This window comes from Flavobacterium tegetincola DSM 22377, assembly GCF_000425485.1.
Lineage (GTDB): Bacteria > Bacteroidota > Bacteroidia > Flavobacteriales > Flavobacteriaceae > Flavobacterium > Flavobacterium tegetincola.
Genome location: NZ_AUDN01000035.1, coordinates 1 through 18,670 on the forward strand (window position 1 = coordinate 1; position 18,670 = coordinate 18,670).

Here is an 18,670-nt window from a genome sequence, read left to right on the forward strand (position 1 = left end):
GCTTTTTTTGAAGTTTTTTTAAAAACTTTCGTTCCTAATTTCTCTCCTCATAACCTACTCAATCTCTCAATGAACTTATTCTCTTGCGGGGTGCAAAGATAACTTCTTTTTTAACTCTGACAAGCTTTTTTGAAAATATTTTTAAGCTTATTTTCTCCAAATCTTAATCCTCATTATTCTTATGAACTATGCCTCTTAGCGGGTGCAAAACTAATACTTATTTTCTTATCTCGCAAATTTATTTTTAGCTTATTTCTAACCCTCTTCGCTTTGATAAAAACCAGTATTTCGTATGAACTTCGCCGTTGTTGCGGGTGCAAAAGTAACACTTCTTTTCACTTAAACAACACTTAATTTTAAGAAATTGTAAAGTATTTTTTAAATCGCTTTATTTGTGTGGGTTGCATAAGGCTATTTCATATTCATAGAGCTAAAACGAATAACAGAACTAATTTATAAGAGCAAATAATCTAATTAGTATCAAAATTATATACTATGCGCAAAGAGAAACTCTGTTGCCTCCGATTAAAAAGTTTACTTGAAGATAATCTAACATCTCTTGTCATCTTATATACTAATCAATTACTACCTACACCTATTTATGATGAAACTACGCATCAAACACTCATATTTGAAAACTCAACACAAATAATAAATAGAGTATAGTATTTATGGAATAGAAATTTATTAATAAGAGACTTTAAAAATACTCAATCGTTCGGCACTATCTTGTACTATTAAGTAATTATAATTTTCCTAAGACTATCTCGATGCATTTACGAATTCGTCACTATATATAAGGTAGAAAAAAATCACGCTAATTACATAAATTGGCTTACATTAAAATATGTAAAATCGATTTTATAATTTGAACTTTTACAAAATTAAAATGGCTAATACCAAAACAACAATGAAATGATTATATTGCTAAAAAAATATGTACCTAAAAAATCTACTTTTAATTCTAACGCTCTTAACTATCCAACTTACAATAGCACAAGAAAAATCAAGTGCTGCGCAATTTTGGGAAAACCTAAAGAAACATTGCGGAAAATCATATGAAGGGACATTGATAAGTACTCCAGCGCTTGATGAATTTGCAGGAAAAAAATTAGTAATGCATGTTCGAACTTGTGATGACAATACCATTAGAATTCCATTTTTTGTGGGTGAGGATAAGTCGAGAACTTGGGTTTTGACTTTTGAAAACAATAGAATCCAACTCAAACATGACCACCGAAATGAAGACGGAAGCGAGGATAAAGTAACTATGTACGGCGGAACATCAACAAATTCTGGATTGCCAAACTTACAAATGTTTCCGGCTGACCAGGAAACTGCTGACTTGATAGCATATGCTTCTAATAACGTTTGGTGGATCACGTTAGATGACAAATCGTATTCGTATAATTTACGTCGAACAGGTTCAGATAAAGTATTTACGGTAACTTTTGATTTAACGAAAGTAATTCCAAACCCCTCAGCGCCTTGGGGAACGAAAGAGTAGATTTGTTTTTCTATTTGGAACACAGATTTAAGAAATTGGATTAATTTTTAAAATTTCTCTAATTTCTTAAATCTGTGTTCCCTTTTTTATTTTACCTCAATTTCATCAATGAAGATATAAGCGTTTCCTTCAAAACCTTGATGCCATTCTGGTAAGATTCCGTAGTTGGTTGCTTTTACTTTTATGTATCTCGCTTTGATTGCATTCTTCGCTTTGAATTCGAAATTTTTGATTTTGTTCTCGGTTTCTTTTGGGTCAATATCGTTTTGAACGCTTCCCGCAAAAGTGAAATTCACATTGTCATTTGAAGTATAGTATTCCACTTTGGTTGGCATTAAAATCCACGAACGCGAATCTTGTAAGTAGTTTGAACTAAAAATTTGAATGGTTTTTTGTTCTTTCAAATCTACTACCGCTTCAAAATCTTGTCCTTGAAAACCTTGCCACTCGCCTTTTCTCCAATTTTCCGTTCCATAAATTCCATCAATCAATCCATCTGCACCACCAGCATGGTATTGTGGATCGTATTTCGATTTGATGCCAATAGTATAATTGTTTGGTTTTTTGAAGAATTGAGCTGAAACAGCATTACTACTTTTTCCATCTCTTTTTACACCAGCTTTAACTTTTACAGATTGTGAAATTTCTAATGGACTTGTATATTTCATCCAAGCTGGTTTTCCTGGACTTGCACTGTTAAACATATAAAAAATTTCATCCTTTGGATTCTGCGAAGTAATTTCAATCTTCAATTTATCTTTAAACGATTTGCTATCGGCTTGAATTACGGGGACAGGAATAATTTTTTCTATATCTGAATCTAGCATGTCCACAGTAGCAACATTTTCTTCATAATCGTCATTAACAGATTCAAAATAAACTAAATCAAATGGTTCCGAAGTTTTTAATATAGTTTTAGAAGTATGATTTTCGAAATTTACTTTAATTTTTTCAAAACTTGTAACAGTTGTTTCCCAGACTGGTTGACCTGGAGTTACGGAATAAATTCCCATTGAACTCAAGACGTACCAAGCACTCATTTGTCCGCAATCTTCGTTTCCAATTAAGCCATCAGGAGTGTTGGTGTAGAAATTATCTAAAATATATTTTACTTTTTCTTGTGTTTTTTCAGGTTTGTCAATATAATTATACAAATAAGCCATGTGATGACTTGGCTCGTTTCCATGAGCATATTGCCCAATTAATCCTGTAACATCGACTTGTGTTCGACCCGTAGTTTTACTTTCGGAGTTAAACATTTCGTCTAGTTTTGCTTCAAATTTTACATTTCCACCATACGCTTCAATCATTCCTGGAATATCTTGAGGAACAAAGAATGTGTATTGCCACGCATTTCCTTCGGTATAATTATTATTCACTTCTTTTGGGTCAAACGGTTTTTCCCAGCCGCCATTTTTCTTCGGACGGATGAAACCTAATTCTGAATCAAATAGATTTTTCCAACTTTGAGAACGTTTCATGAAATAATTGTAATCTTCTTTTTTGTTTAGAATTTTTGCCATTTGCGCAATACACCAATCGTCATAAGCATATTCCAACGTTTTTGAAACACTTTCGTGTTCGTCATCTATGGAAATAAATCCATTTTTCTTGTAAGCGTCCAATCCCAAATGGTCTAACATTGCGGAATGTTTAGCAGCTTCAAACGCTTTTTCGTAGTCAAAACCTTTGATTCCTTTTGCCATTGCATCTGCCATGACTGAAACAGAATGATATCCAATCATACAATCTGTTTCGTTGGAAGCCAATTCCCAAACCGGTAATCTTCCTCCTTGTTCATACTGTTTTAGAAAAGTATTGATAAAATCGGCTGTTCGTTTCTTGTCAATCAAAGTATACAAAGGATGAGCTGCTCGAAATGTGTCCCATAGTGAGAACACTGTATAATAATCAAAGCCTTTTGCAGTATGGATTTTATTATCTCTACCGCGGTATTTTCCGTCTAAATCTTGTGCAATGTTGGGCTGCATCATCGTGTGGTACAATGCGGTGTAAAAAATTGCCAGCTTGTTTTTATCGTCTGATGTGACTTCGATTTTTGAGAGTTCTTTGTTCCAAAGCGCTTCCGTTTCTTTCTTTACTTTTTCGAAATTCCAGTGTTTGATTTCTGACATATTTAATTTTGCTCCTTCGGTTGATGTTGGCGAAAGCGCTACTTTAATTTTAACCGTTTCTCCTTCTTTAACTTGCGTCGAAAAGCTTAAGGCTAACAATGTTCCAGCGAAAAATTGGTCTGATACTTTTGCAGGTACAACTGCGTTGTTATTTACCGAAGTTATTTTCATCGGTTTGCTGAATTCGATTCTTGCAAAAACAAACTGATTGGTCGCCCAAGCTTCGCTGTTTCGCATGATTTCAATCGTTTTATCGTCGATAATTCGAACTTCACCCATCAATAATTTATCGCGATGATTCAAATCCAAAATAATATTGGCTTGACCACTTTTGTGAAAGGTATAATCGTGAAGTCCAATACGAGTTGAAGTCGTTAATCGAACGTCAATGTTGTGTTTGTCTAATTTCACACTGTAAAATCCAGCAGATGCTTTTTCGTTTTTATGTGAAAATTTTGATGAATAGATTTTATTGTCAAAAGAAGGTTCACCCATCGTTGGCATCAACATAATATCTCCAAAATCAGAAACGCCGGTTCCATTTAAGTGTGTATGCGAAAATCCATAAATCACATCATCGGAATAATGATAGCCGGAACAACCGTCCCAACTTCCATCAATTCGGGTGTCTGGAGAAAGTTGCACCATTCCAAAAGGCGTTGTTGCTCCCGGAAAAGTATGTCCGTGACCGCCTGTTCCTATGAAAGGATTGACATGTTGTTGGAAATTTTGTGCAAATGTACATGTTGAAATAAGTAAGAGGAGAGAAAAATATTTCATTTGATTGTGTTTGGTTCGTAAATATAGGAAGATTGAAAGACAAATAGATTGAAGGACAAAAAGATTGAAAAGATTGGATTAAAGTATTTTATATTTGACTGAAATTGATACTTGCGTCGCTATTGAAATTGATGTTTTTTATTTACCGAGATTTGCGTTAGGGATTGAGCAATTGTTTGAGCTCTTTATTGCTTTAAAAAAAGCAATAAAAGCGAGTGCGGAAAGCCCGACCCTTGTGGTAACGCCCAAAAAAAAAACGCAGCTGATAAATCAACTGCGTTTTAGCAACTATATAAAAATAATACTTTTATTATTGTGCGCTTGCAAACATGTATTCGCGGTTCATACGAGCGATGTTTTCTAGAGAAATTCCTTTTGGACATTCTACTTCACAAGCTCCAGTGTTGGTACAGTTACCAAAACCTTCTTCGTCCATCTGACGTACCATGTTCATTACACGGTCGTGTGCTTCAATTTTTCCTTGAGGTAAAAGTGCATATTGCGATACTTTTGCAGAAACGAACAACATGGCTGAAGCGTTTTTACAAGAAGCTACACAAGCACCACATCCGATACAACTTGCAGCATCAAAAGCTCTATCTGCATCATGTTTAGGAATAGGAATTGCATTGGCATCTTGTGTATTTCCAGATGTTGGAACTGAAATAAATCCACCTGCATGCTGGATGCGGTCAAAAGAACTTCTGTCTACCACTAAATCTCTGATTACTGGAAATGCTTTTGAACGGAACGGCTCGATAAAAATCGTATCGCCATCCTTAAACATTCTCATGTGTAACTGACAAGTAGTAACTCCTCTATCTGGTCCGTGTGCTTCTCCGTTGATGAACAATGAACACATTCCGCAAATTCCTTCGCGACAATCGTGGTCAAAAGCAACTGGTTCGTCTCCTTTATTAATTAGTCCGTCGTTTAAAATGTCAAGCATTTCAAGGAAAGACATGTCAGGTTCAATTCCGTCGATTGGATATTCGACCATTTTCCCTGTATCTTTAGCGTTTTTTTGACGCCATATTTTTAATGTAAGTTTCATATATTTTTAGTTTGAAAGCCATAAAGCCGAAGGTCTAGAGTCGATTGACATGGAGACATTTGACATTTGACTTATTACTTATAACTACGTTGTACCAATTTAACATTATCAAAAACCAACTGTTCTTTATGCAACACGGCTTCGCTAGGTTTTCCTTTATATTCCCAAGCGGCAACGTATGCAAAATCGTCGTCATTTCGAAGTGCTTCTCCTTCTGGAGTTTGGTATTCCTCACGGAAGTGACCTCCACAAGATTCATTACGGTGCAAAGCATCTTTTGCAAAAAGCTCTCCTAGTTCAAGGAAATCGGCCACACGCATTGCTTTTGCAAGCTCTTCGTTAAAACTGTCTACCGTTCCAGGAACGCGAACGTCGTTGTAAAATTCTTCACGCAAAGCTGCAATTTCATTAATTGCTTCTGTCAAACCTTGTGCGTTTCGAGCCATACCTACTTTATCCCACATGATTTTTCCTAATCTTTTGTGGAAAAAATCTACAGAATGTGTACCGTTATTGTTGATGAACTTTTCTAATTGTTGGCGTACGTTATTTTCAGCAGCTTCAAATTCAGGAGTATCCGTTGGAATAGTTCCTAATTTAATATCCGGTGCCAAATAATTTCCGATCGTGTAAGGAAGTACAAAGTAACCATCTGCCAAACCTTGCATTAATGCTGAAGCTCCCAAACGATTTGCTCCGTGGTCAGAGAAATTAGATTCTCCAATTGAGAAACAACCAGGAATGGTAGTCATCAAGTTATAATCCACCCATGTTCCACCCATTGTGTAGTGTACTGCTGGATAAATCATCATTGGAGTTTTGTATGGATTTTCGTCAATGATTTTCTCATACATTTGAAACAAGTTACCGTATTTATTAGCTACTACTTCTGTACCTAACTCAATAACTTTACTTTCATCGGCATTGTGTAAACCTTTAATGTAAGCTTGCTCTTTTCCGTAACGTTGAATAGCTGAAGCAAAATCCAAATATACGGCTTGACCCGTTTTATTTACTCCAAATCCTGCATCACATCTTTCTTTTGCTGCACGAGAAGCAACATCACGAGGAACTAAGTTTCCAAAAGCGGGATACCTTCTTTCCAAGTAATAATCTCTTTCTGCTTCTGATAAATCCATTGGTTTTTTCTTACCTTCACGAATAGCAATTGCATCTTCCATTGATTTCGGAACCCAAATTCGACCGTCATTTCTCAATGATTCAGACATCAACGTCAATTTAGACTGATGATCTCCTGAAACAGGAATACAAGTTGGGTGAATTTGTGTGTAACACGGATTTGCAAAGAATGCTCCTTTTTTATGTATTTTCCACGCTGCTGTAGCGTTACTTCCCATTGCATTTGTAGATAGGAAAAATACGTTTCCGTATCCACCTGAACCTATAACTACTGCATGAGCTGAATGTCTTTCTAATTCTCCTGTAACTAAATTACGAGCAATAATTCCTCTAGCTTTCCCGTTAACGATTACTAAATCTAGCATTTCGTGACGGTTATACATTTTAATTTTTCCACGACCAATTTGACGGTTCATGGCAGAATATGCTCCTAATAATAATTGTTGACCCGTCTGACCTTTTGCATAGAAAGTACGAGAAACCAAAGCTCCACCAAAAGAACGGTTGTCCAACAATCCACCATATTCACGCGCCAATGGAACTCCTTGAGCCACACATTGATCGATAATATTAGTAGAAACTTCGGCTAAACGGTGTACGTTTGCTTCTCTTGAACGGTAATCTCCACCTTTAACCGTGTCATAAAACAAACGGAAGGTTGAATCACCATCTCCTTGGTAATTTTTTGCAGCATTAATTCCCCCTTGAGCAGCAATAGAGTGTGCTCTACGAGGTGAATCTTGAAAACAAAATGCTTTTACGTTATAACCCAATTCGGCAAGTGTTGCAGCGGCAGAACCACCAGCAAGACCTGTACCTACAACAATAATATCTAAACTACGTTTGTTGGCTGGGTTAACTAAATTAATATGGTCTTTATAATCGGTCCATTTGTCCGCTATTGGGCCATTTGGTATTTTTGAATCTAAACTCATGATTTTATAGTGATATTATTTAGCAATAAAGTGAATGTACAATGGAATAATAGCAAACAATAACGGTACTAAAATTGCGAATCCTTTTCCGAATCCTTTAATAAGACCATTGTATTTAGGATGATTAGCTCCTAAAGATTGAAAAGCACTTGCAAAACCATGCAATAAATGGAATGCCAAAACGATCATTGCAAGAACATACATGATAGTAGCAATTAAACCATAGGTTGCATCTTGAAAATAGGCAAATGTAATTTTGTGCAAATCTTTATATCCTTCTTTCAATTTTACTTTTGCTTCAGTATCAAAGAATTCCGTTTGATTTCTGATTTCAATTACCTTTTGATCTACTTGCGCTTTTGGCAAATAACCTCCGTCAGTAGTCAAGTAAAATTCTTGTTGCTGACCTTGAACGTCAATTGTAGTAGTTTGCAAAGGCATATCGGCATCAAAATGCATTGTTGCCCAAAAATTAACCATGTGCGTGATGATGAAAATTAAAATCAAAGATCCTAAAATCGCCATGTTTCTTGAAGCCCAGTTGCTGTTTGCACTAGCATTTTCTTTTGCGTAACCAATTGGCCTTGCTTTTCTATTCTGAATAGTAAGTAAAATACCATCAACTGCATGAAATACAATTGAAATATAAGTTACATAAGAAAGGAGCTTGACCGCCGGATTGGTAGTCATAAATAATGCGTACTGATTGAATTGCAGTGCGTCTCCAAAAATTAGTTGCAGGTTTCCAGCTAAGTGTCCAGCTAAAAACAAGCATAAAAATAAACCTGTTAGAGCCATCCAATACTTTTTAGCAAGCGATGACTTTAATAATGCAGATTTTGCCATAATTGAAATTTGAGTGTTTTGAATTGCACAAAAATACTGCTAATTACGAAATACTACAACCTTTACACCTTTATTTATAACGATTTTAAAGTGTTTAATTCTTGGTAACATTCTTAAATTGGATAGAATTTACAAAGTGTTTTTAGAAATGCATATAAAAATTTAATAAAAAGCTACTTGCTGACTTATTTGTAAAAGCTTACATCAATAGGTTTTAGTCATATTTTCGTCCACTACAAGAATAAAATCGGCTGTATTTAAATGGGCTGTTTCTAGCTTTTTCAACTGATTTTGTTCAACAGTAGCAACAGTAACTACTTTAATTTCAGGTTGATATTTTCTTAAATACCAGTTAATTCCATCAAAATTATCCGAATGAAAACTACCATTGAAATGCAAAAACACAGAGTTAGTCTGTATGTTTTTAATAATAAAATGAGCCATAGCAGCATCTTTACTGGCTTGTGCTTTTGGCATATTTGGGCTAGTATGTTCGCCCATCATTGCTATCATTTTAGTATATCCAGGTAAGTCTTTGTCATACGGCATCGGTAATGGCGCCATCCATGCTTTTTCTGCTGCAGTTAAAGTTTCTAAACTTTCAATTCCCTTTTTATGAATCATAGACGCAAACCTACGCGGAATATTTGTAGCAATGAAAGGCAGTTTTTTTTCTTTGGCAAAATCAACGAGCGGTTTATAATCGGTTTTATAATTGGGCCAAAGTCGTGCAACAGAATCCAATTTTTTCTGATTTATAGTTCCCGCTAAATATTCGTTCAAGGCCAACTGATTGTCAGCTTCTATCATTTCTGCACCTAATATAAGTGCTCTTTTTGAAGCCAACTCTTGTGCTAATTCCAGCTGAAGCCAATGGCAGATGGGATTATCATGAAATTCACCAAACAAAATCACTTCAGTTTTTAAACCCGATTGAACCACTTTTTCAAAAGTGACCTTCTTACCTTTTTTATCAAAAAGCTGGTAGGCCTTTTTATCTTGTGCGCTCAAAATACTACACGTTACCCATACTAATAAGACGAAGGTTGTTCTCATGGTTTAAAATTTTTTTAAATATAGTAATTATTTTAAACGCTTAATTCATTTGGCAGGCTATTAAAATTTGCACCAAAGGAAGTCGGAAGTTCAACATTTATTTTTAATTTTATCCAATGACGATTTCAAATGAACAAGTACAGTTCTTGGACTACCTTTCCCAATTTGCCAACAGCAATGAACCTTCGTTTCTGAGTTTGCTTAGCGATGCAAAGGAAGTTTTTAAGTTGAAAATTCTCCGTAAAAATGAATTTCTTGTTCGCGAAGGAGAAATATGCTCTTACTTTTGCTTTATTGAAAGCGGTATTTTGCAACATGCCATTTCTATAGACGGCGAAGAAAAGACCACTTATTTGGCACTTCGAAATTCGGTAACAAGTTCATTAAACAGTTTTTTATTTGGCAAACCCTCTCGGAAAAATGTCAAAGCCATTTCAGATTGCAGATTGTGGGTTATTGACTTACAAGGTTTTAAAAATTTAATTGAGCATAATGCAGCGTTTCACCAATTTTATTACAATTTAATTGAAAAGCAACTTTGTTTAATCGATGATTACCGCATTGACTTATTGACACTTTCGCCCGAAGAACGCTACAACAAGTTATTGGCAACAGAACCTAAACTCCTTCAAGAAGTACCTCTGCATTATCTTTCTTCTTTTTTAGGAATCTCTTCAAGGCACATGAGCCGCATTAGGAAAAACATAAAATAACGCCATTTGGCTACTATTTAAAGACAATGTTTGTTTAATTTTGCTCTACACAATTATTTAAAGCCTTTTTATTATGAAATACCATCAAATAGACCGCAATTTATTTATAAAAAATCGCGCCAAATTTACCGCTGCTATGAAGCCAAATAGCGTTGCAGTATTTAACTCTAATGACATCTATCCCGTATCGGCCGACAGTACCTTACCTTTTGCACAACACCGCGATATTTTTTATTTAAGTGGTGTGGATCAGGAAGAAAGTATCTTACTTCTTTTTCCAGATGCTCCTTACGAAAGTTTAAGGGAAGTTTTATTTTTAAAGGAAACCAACGATCACATTGCCGTTTGGGAAGGCGAAAAATTGACCAAAGAACGTGCTTTTGAAGTTACAGGTATAAAAACAGTGATCTGGTTGCAAGATTTCCACAAGACATTAAAGGAAATTATGACTTATGCAGATACCATGTACATCAATACAAACGAACATTACCGCGCTACCATTGAAACGGAAACCCGCGAAGCTCGTTTTATAAAATGGTGGAAAGAAAATTATCCGGCTCATAAAGTAGAAAAATCCAACCCGATATTGCAACGTTTACGTTCAGTGAAAGAGCAAGAAGAACTGGATTTAATCCAACATGCTTGTAACATTACAGAAAAAGGATTTCGCAGAATTTTAAATTTTGTAAGGCCAGACGTTACGGAATATGAAATTGAAGCAGAGCTTATTCATGAATTCATTAGAAACCGCTCTAAAGGTTTTGCTTATACGCCAATTATTGCTTCGGGAAATAATGCCAATGTATTGCATTACATCGAAAACAATCAACCTTGTAAAGCAGGTGATTTAATATTATTTGACGTTGCTGCAGAATACGCCAATTATTCCAGCGATATGTCGCGTACGATTCCAGTTTCAGGGAAATATACGGAACGTCAAAAAGCAGTGTATAATGCGGTTTTACGAGTGAAAAATGAGGCTACAAAATTGTTAGTTCCAGGTGCTTTTTGGAAAGAATACCACGTGGAAGTAGGTAAAATTATGACTTCAGAGTTACTTGGTTTAGGTTTGTTAGACAAAGCAGATGTTCAAAATGAAAACCCAGATTGGCCGGCTTACAAAAAATATTTCATGCACGGAACCTCGCACCACATGGGATTAGACACACACGATTACGGTTTGCTTTACGAACCAATGAAAGCCAATATGGTATTTACCGTTGAACCGGGAATTTATATTCCTGCTGAAGGTTTCGGAATTCGATTGGAAGATGATGTGGTAATTCAAGAAAATGGCGCACCATTCAATATGATGGCAAATATTCCTATTGAAGCGGACGAAATTGAGTCGCTTATGAATGGGTAAAGAGAAGAATATAGAAAATAGAATATAGAGAAAAGACGGTTTACGAAAGTGAGCCGTTTTTTTTTGAAATCATTGTTATAAGACCTACTTTTGAAAGACAAACATTCATAAATTTGTTAAAAACTCACGCACATTAACTAAAGAATACAATGTTAAAGAAAATACTTTTTGTGGTTTTTGCGCTATCGTTTCAATGCAATGTATTTGCTTGTATGTGTATTCCGCCAACAGTAGAAAAAGAATGGGAATACTCATCCCATATATTTACAGGAAAAATTTTATCCATACAGCAGCATCCGTCAATTTATATGGCATCTGGAGATAATAAAAGAGAATACATTTTGATTGAAATCCAACAATCCTTCAAAGGTTTTTATACAGTTCCAAAATACATTACTCTTATTAAAATTAATGATTCATGCCAACGCAATTACCTTATAAATAGTTCCTATATTTTTTATTGTTCTACATTTATGGGAACAGAAATTATGTATGCTCCAGACATTTGTTCAAGAACTATGAGTTCGGCAAATACTGAATTTACTGATGAAATTAAAGCATTAACCGAATTAAAAAACACCAAACCACCTCCAACAAATTCATTCTCTATCCAATCTATTGAAACAAGTGAATTAAATAATTTAAGAAGTGATGCAGCACAATCAAATAAACTAACCAAAGAAAACAAGACCTTAAAAATTATTATAATAAGCTTGTCTATTTTAGTCATTTTTGCAGGATTTTATTTAAGATTAAAAATTCTAAAGCAAAATAAAAAGATTTGACAAATTCATTGCTCTATATTTGTCCCACAAAAAAACCTGAATTTTGTCAAAAACAATCCACTTCAAAAACACCGCCATTTCCTACACCGACGAAGGAAAAGGAACCGCCATCGTTTTGCTTCACGGTTTCTTGGAAAACAAGAAAATGTGGAATGCATTTATTCCAGAGTTTATAAAGAAATACCGCGTCATTACTATTGATTTATTGGGTCATGGCGAATCTGAATCGTTGGGTTACGTACATTCCATGGAAGATAACGCCGATGTGGTTCAGACTATTTTAGCCGAACTTCGTTTACGAAAAGTCGTTTTTGTCGGACATTCCATGGGTGCTTATGTGGCCCTGGCTTTCGCCGAATTGTATCCGGAATTCATGAAAGGATTGGTCTTGCTCAACTCCACTTCCCGAGCCGACAGTGACGAACGAAAATTAAATCGAGACCGCGCCATTAAAGCTGTCAAACAACATTACACCAACTTTATCCGACTTTCAATTTCCAATTTATTCAGCGAAAATAACCGTGAACGCCTCGCTTCCGAAATTGAACACGTAAAAGAGGAAGCGGTAAAAACGCCACTTCAAGGAATTGTAGCATCACTTGAAGGAATGAAAATCCGTAAAGACCGCGAAATTTTGCTTCATTTTTCCGAGTATCCTATCCTACTTATTCTAGGAGAAAAAGATCCGGTTCTAAATTACGAGCAAAGTCTTGAACAAATTGAGGGTACAAAGGTCCAACTCGCTACCTTTCCCGACGGACACATGAGCACCATCGAAAATCAAGACGAATTGAAAGTGGTTTTGAGTGCTTTTTTTAAGAAGGTTTAATTGATTTTCTCCTCAAACGGAATTTCAACATTCAATATTTCCTTCAACAAAACAACCAGTTCCTCCAAATAATTTTCTAAAACCACCGCGTCTACAACAGTAATTTCCTCTTTTCCATGCTTAAATTTGAATGGTAAAAAACCGCTTCTCAAATTTTTGAACGAAATGATTCCAACTTCCATTTCCATCCCTTTCGCCTCCTTTTCAAACATAAATGCATAGGCTAAAATTTGAATAATTTTATCATTTTTTATTTCCGTAACCAAATTGTCCCAGGTTTTCAATGTCACCGAAGCCGCTTCCACTTTTCCGGTTTTATAGTCAATGATTCTTATTTTACCGTTTCGCTCTTCAATTCTATCCACTTCACCACCAATTCTGACGTCAAAAGGTAATTCAGGATGTGCTAAAATTCGGAAAAATTTTTCTTCCAAATAAAGAACTTTAACCTCGTCTCCCGCTTCCAAACTTTTTAACTCTACGTGAAGAAAATTGAAAATATTTCGCTTTGCCACTTCAAAAACCAACAGATTTCGTCCTTTTTGGATGTCACCTTCCTTATAGATGAGTTTAAACTGATTTAAGACTTCCGCTTCAATTTTTGGAAAAAGACCTTTAATGTCCTCAACTTTCAAAATTTTACCCACAAAAGGTTGGTACAATTCAAACAAGGTTTCGTGAATAATGGTTCCTAAGGTATTCACGGCTACATTCTCTTCCACTTCATCTACTTGACTGATTCGGATGATTTTTTGCAAATAAAATTGTATCGGATTCCTGATGTAACTCGTCAATGCCGATGGCGAAAAGCCTTTTTCTGCAATCTCTTTCAATCGCAACAGCACACTTTCCGATTTCTGAATTACCATTGGTTCATATGCTTTTTGAGGCACTTCTGAATTGTATATTTCTTGTGTCAACTCATGTGCTTCTTGCTTTTCAATTTCTATCTGCGTGATGAATCTACTTCTTTCGCCGCCATCTAAACCTTCACTTTCGGTGTTGTAAAGTAAGTAGATGTTTTTAGCACGTTGCAACAGATGGTAAAAGTGAAACGTATAAATAGCGTCTTTTTCCTTGAAAGTTGGTAAACCCAACTCTCTTTTTACATCATAAGGAATAAACGAATTTGAAGCTTTTCCCGCAGGAAATTTACCTTCATTCATAGAAGTTATGATGACGTTTTCAAAATCCAACACACGACTTTCCAAAACACCCATCAATTGCAATCCACTTAAAGGCTCACCTTCAAATGATACTTCAGCCACATCAATTACTTGTTTATAAATGGCAAAAAGCGTGTTTAAATCGTCAATTTCATCGTGATTGGTATAATACGTAATCAGTTTATTGATGACTTTAAAAATACTGTATACAAATGCATTAGTGATTTTTTCCTCTTGAGAATCCTTCCCTAAATTCTCTTTAATCAACATTAGAATTGACGATAAATTTTGAAGTATGCCTAACGGCTTTTGATTCCACTGCTGAAATAAGAGCGTAAACAATGGATTATGTTCAACTTGCAATTCTAAAACACGATTATGCGTTATAAAAGTGTAATTGTTCTGGTTGATGATTTTGGCCAAAGCCGAAGTATTGCTGTAGGGTTCTACCAACGGATGAGTCAAAATATCCATTAAATCCTTGTAATAAAACACGTAAGATTTGGGATTTCGTTTAATGGCGTGCGTGTGCAACTTGAATAACTTTGCCAAAAGTAATTGAGCTGGATTGTTCTTAGCCGAATATCCCATCGTAATATTGAGCGAAGGAACGCTTTGCGGAAGTGAATGTAAAAGTGGCAACAACAAACTTTCTTCACCTAAAACCACAGCTGTTTTATGAATACTTTCAGGCGTTTCTTCAATAATTCTTTCCACAATCTTACCTGCAATTTTGGCTTGACCTATGGATTTTGGTGTACCGATAATTTGTATTTTTTTTACCAAACTGTAATCATTCACAATCCCTTCAAACGGATTGGTTTTATAATGATCCCACGATTTTTTGAAGCGACGCAAAAACAAACCTGCATCGTGTTGGTAATCGTTCATGAATACTTGGTCAATATCCCAAACAATTTCGGCTTGATCGCGCTCCAAAAGGTATTGTACAATTTTCTCCTCAGCAGCATTTAATGCATTAAAACCCGCGAAAAGATATTTTTTAGTTGAATTGGAATTTGAAAATTGAGGCAAATTTCCAACGGCTTCGCGGTAAATTAAACCTTGATAACCAATTCCTCTTTTGAGCAGGAATTCATACAAGGTGTCGTAATATTTGGGTAGAAGCTCCCAGAATTTCAGATACTTCTCAATCATCGAAGTTCTTTTATCTACATCGAGTGACCAGTGTTTGATGTCTTCAATGTCTTTTAAATAGGAAAATACGTGACTTGGCTTGAGTAAATAGCGGTCAATTTCATTGAAATCCTGCAGTAATGTTTTTGCCCAATTTGCAAAAGATTCAAAATCATCATGCTGTTTTTCATCTTGTGGCAAGGAACGGTACACGGTGTAAAATTCAAAAAGCAATTCAACGGTATCGATGCTTCGAATTCCAGAAACTTCCTGCACAAAATCTTCAATGCTAATGATCTCAGGAGCAAAAAGTGTTTGCTCTGCATTATTTTTTAGCTCTTCGAGTAAAAAGACTTTGGCTCTTTTATTTGGTAAAACAACAATTAAATCTTGTGTTTTAATTTCCGAATTGATAAGTATTTTCCGGGCTAATTGGCTTAAAAATGATGTGTTTTCCATAAGTTAAATATAAAAAAAACGCCCCGATAAATCGAGGCGTTTCTTAAATATTTAAAAGGAAATCATTATTTTACTAATAAAACTTCAACTCTTCTGTTGTTTGCTTTTCCTTTAGATGTTTTGTTTGTATCAATTGGTTTAGCTTCACCGAAACCTTTTGAAGATAAACGATCTGCAGCAATACCGTTTTCGATTAAGTAACCTTTTACAGCTCCAGCTCTTTCTTCAGATAAAGTCTGGTTCATTGCATCTTTACCATCGCTATCTGTGTGACCTTCGATACTAAATTTAGATCCAGGAAATTCTTTCAAGATTGCAGTAATTGATTGTAAAACTGGGAATGTTTCTTGTTTGAAAGATGATTTTCCACTGTTGAACAAAATTGTTTTAGCGTAAGCATTCAATCTAGTTACTTGCTCTTGAGTCATTTCAGGACATCCGTTGTTTGCAACAGTACCTTTAACTGTAGGACATTTATCATCTTTGTCTAATACTCCGTCTCCGTCAGTATCAGGCCATGGACAACCACCGTTTTCTTTAGGACCTTTAACTGTAGGACATTTATCGTCTTTGTCAGCAATTCCATCTCCGTCAGTATCAGGACAACCTTTCAATGCAGGTAAACCAGCAACGTCTGGACAAGCATCTTCACTATCTTGTACTCCGTCTCCGTCTGTATCAGGACATCCGTTGAAAGCAGCTAAACCAGCAACTTCTGGACAAGCATCATCTTTGTCTAAAATTCCGTCGCCATCTGTATCAGGGCAACCGTTTAATTCTTTTGGACCAGCAACATCTGGACACGCATCATCTTTGTCATATACACCATCTCCGTCAGTATCTTTTCCACCAAATTTGAAAGTCAAACCTGCAAAATGTTGCATGTGTGATGGAGTAATATCAGCAAATGAATGCTTGTAAGTAGTTTGCAAAGCAAGACCAACAGTTTCAGTAAACCAGAAAGTTAATCCTAAACCACCATTAGCAGTACCTGCATTATAGTCACCTAACCAAGTGTAACCTCCACCAATGTGTAAAGACGGGTCAATTACTTTAGAGTTAATCAAGTTCATGAAGCTATATTTGATGACACCATCAGCTCCATAATACGATAAATCTCCAGGATTAGTTACTTGATATCCAGTTCCAACTGGCTCAAGAGTTGTTAATTTTGTAATTTTGTTAACCGAACCTGTAACACCAAAAGTGAATCCATCACCTACTGATCTACTGATGTTCAAGTAAGAAACTGAAGGTAGAACGTTCCAGCTATCTTTTACTTTAAACGGTTGGTTAAATTTGTCAGCGAAGTCATCGCTTGCTCCAGCTCTAGTGTCTACTGCGTTCACACCAAAGGAAATAGCCCAAGGATTATTAGTATCCTGTGCTTGGACATTCAATCCCATAGCAAGTAAAACAGCAACAAGAATTTTGTTAAGTTGTTTCATAATTTATTAGTTTTAGTTACAAAAGTTATAGGACAAAAGTAATGTGTTATATTTTAAGAACAAAAGAAAGTGTTAATAAAATAATTTATATTTATTATAAGATTTCTATGTTGTTAAAACACCAAGGTTATTCCCAACTTCAGTAAACGCCTGAATCGCTGTGTCTAAATGCTCTTTAGTGTGACCTGCAGAAAGTTGCACTCTAATTCGTGCTTTATCTTTTGGTACTACCGGAAAGAAAAAACCAATTACATAGATACCTTTTTTCAACAATTCATCGGCCATTACTTGCGATAATTTAGCGTCATATAACATTACAGGAACAATTGCAGAATCACCTTGAACGATGTCAAAACCAGCTTTTATCATTCCTACTTTGAAATAATTGGTATTCCATTCTAATTTATCTCTTAACGATGTATCGCTTTCAAGCAATTCAAAAACCTTAATTGAAGCACCAACAATTGCTGGAGCCAAAGAATTAGAGAATAAATACGGACGCGAACGCTGACGTAAAATTTCAATTACTTCTTTCTTAGCAGTAGTATAACCACCCATTGCTCCACCTAAAGCTTTCCCTAAGGTTCCAGTGATAATGTCCACACGACCCATTACCCCTTTTGCTTCTAATGTTCCTTTTCCTGTCGCACCAATAAAACCTGCAGCGTGACATTCATCAACCATTACCAATGCATCGTATTTATCCGCTAAATCGCAAATTTTATCTAATGACGCTACAATTCCGTCCATTGAGAAAACACCATCCGTTACAATTAACTTGAAACGACATCCTTTTTCAGATGCGGCAATTAACTGTGCTTCCAAATCCACCATATCATTATTTTGGTAACGGTATCGTGAAGCTTTACACAATCGAACGCCATCAATAATAGAAGCGTGATTTAAACTATCTGAAATTATACAATCTTCTTCTCCTAATAATGGTTCAAAAACACCTCCGTTTGCATCAAAAGCAGCTGCATATAAAATAGTATCTTCTGTTCCGTAGAAATTCGCGATTTTTTGCTCTAATTTCTTGTGAATATCCTGTGTTCCACAAATAAATCGAACCGATGACATTCCGAAACCGTGTGAATCCAAGGCGTCTTTTGCGGCTTGAACTACTTCAGGATGCGAAGAAAGTCCGAGGTAATTATTAGAACAAAAGTTCAAAACTGTTTCACCTGTAGAAATAGTGATTTCTGCTCCTTGAGGCGAAGTAATCACGCGTTCTTTTTTGAAAATACCATTGTCTTCAATAGCTTTCAACTCATTTTGCAAGTGTTGCTGAATTTTTCCGTACATAGTTTGTGT

The 18,670-nt window shown here is 35.6% G+C and carries 13 protein-coding genes; 5 read left to right on the forward strand and 8 right to left on the reverse strand.

Translation table 11 applies throughout. The features are described from left to right. Positions 1-937: 937 nt before the first annotated feature. Complete coding sequence (locus tag H602_RS0109195; RefSeq protein WP_026977738.1) at positions 938-1,507, forward strand: hypothetical protein; 570 nt, start codon at positions 938-940, stop codon at positions 1,505-1,507. 86 nt (positions 1,508-1,593) lie between these two features. Here the strand turns inward: H602_RS0109195 and H602_RS0109200 are convergent, their stop codons facing one another. The 5 genes from H602_RS0109200 to H602_RS0109220 all read right to left on the reverse strand — a co-directional run bounded on the left by H602_RS0109200 (position 1,594) and on the right by H602_RS0109220 (position 9,453). Next, a complete protein-coding gene (locus H602_RS0109200; RefSeq protein WP_026977739.1) occupies positions 1,594-4,422 on the reverse strand; it encodes a GH92 family glycosyl hydrolase in 2,829 nt (942 codons plus the stop codon). A 310-nt stretch (positions 4,423-4,732) separates the two neighbouring features. Then, entirely contained in the window at positions 4,733-5,476 is a 744-nt protein-coding gene (locus tag H602_RS0109205) for a succinate dehydrogenase/fumarate reductase iron-sulfur subunit (RefSeq protein ID WP_026977740.1), read from the reverse strand. A gap of 74 nt (positions 5,477-5,550) precedes the next feature. Next, positions 5,551-7,551, reverse strand: coding sequence for a fumarate reductase/succinate dehydrogenase flavoprotein subunit (locus H602_RS0109210; protein WP_026977741.1), 2,001 nt, complete (start codon positions 7,549-7,551; stop codon positions 5,551-5,553). 15 nt (positions 7,552-7,566) lie between these two features. Further along, on the reverse strand, positions 7,567-8,397 hold the full coding sequence (locus H602_RS0109215) for a succinate dehydrogenase cytochrome b subunit (protein WP_026977742.1): 831 nt from the start codon (positions 8,395-8,397) through the stop codon (positions 7,567-7,569). Between the two features lie 204 nt (positions 8,398-8,601). Further along, entirely contained in the window at positions 8,602-9,453 is an 852-nt protein-coding gene (locus H602_RS0109220) for a ChaN family lipoprotein (protein WP_026977743.1), read from the reverse strand. A 116-nt stretch (positions 9,454-9,569) separates the two neighbouring features. Between H602_RS0109220 and H602_RS0109225 the strand changes: the two genes are divergently transcribed. From H602_RS0109225 to H602_RS0109240, 4 genes are all read left to right on the forward strand, one after another. Beyond that, positions 9,570-10,166 (forward strand): Crp/Fnr family transcriptional regulator, encoded by a 597-nt coding sequence (locus tag H602_RS0109225; protein ID WP_051224350.1) that lies wholly within the window; start codon positions 9,570-9,572, stop codon positions 10,164-10,166. 73 nt (positions 10,167-10,239) lie between these two features. Beyond that, positions 10,240-11,532 carry an aminopeptidase P family protein gene (locus tag H602_RS0109230; RefSeq protein WP_026977745.1) on the forward strand — a complete coding sequence of 431 codons (1,293 nt, stop codon included), beginning with the start codon at positions 10,240-10,242 and terminating at the stop codon, positions 11,530-11,532. 149 nt (positions 11,533-11,681) lie between these two features. Next, complete coding sequence (locus tag H602_RS0109235; protein ID WP_157505008.1) at positions 11,682-12,317, forward strand: hypothetical protein; 636 nt, start codon at positions 11,682-11,684, stop codon at positions 12,315-12,317. Between the two features lie 43 nt (positions 12,318-12,360). Then, the gene (locus tag H602_RS0109240) at positions 12,361-13,146 is read left to right on the forward strand and encodes an alpha/beta fold hydrolase (protein WP_035759323.1); all 786 of its coding nucleotides are present in this window, start codon (positions 12,361-12,363) and stop codon (positions 13,144-13,146) included. Here H602_RS0109240 and H602_RS0109245 read toward each other — a convergent pair. The 3 genes from H602_RS0109245 to kbl all read right to left on the reverse strand — a co-directional run bounded on the left by H602_RS0109245 (position 13,143) and on the right by kbl (position 18,661). Then, positions 13,143-15,908, reverse strand: coding sequence for a PD-(D/E)XK nuclease family protein (locus H602_RS0109245; RefSeq protein WP_026977748.1), 2,766 nt, complete (start codon positions 15,906-15,908; stop codon positions 13,143-13,145). The genes H602_RS0109240 and H602_RS0109245 overlap by 4 nt on opposite strands. 65 nt (positions 15,909-15,973) lie before the next feature. Then, positions 15,974-17,356, reverse strand: a complete 1,383-nt coding sequence (locus tag H602_RS0109250) for an OmpA family protein (RefSeq protein WP_026977749.1) — start codon at positions 17,354-17,356, stop codon at positions 15,974-15,976. A 105-nt stretch (positions 17,357-17,461) separates the two neighbouring features. After that, positions 17,462-18,661, reverse strand: coding sequence for a glycine C-acetyltransferase (gene kbl / locus H602_RS0109255; protein ID WP_026977750.1), 1,200 nt, complete (start codon positions 18,659-18,661; stop codon positions 17,462-17,464). Between the last annotated feature and the right edge of the window lie 9 nt (positions 18,662-18,670).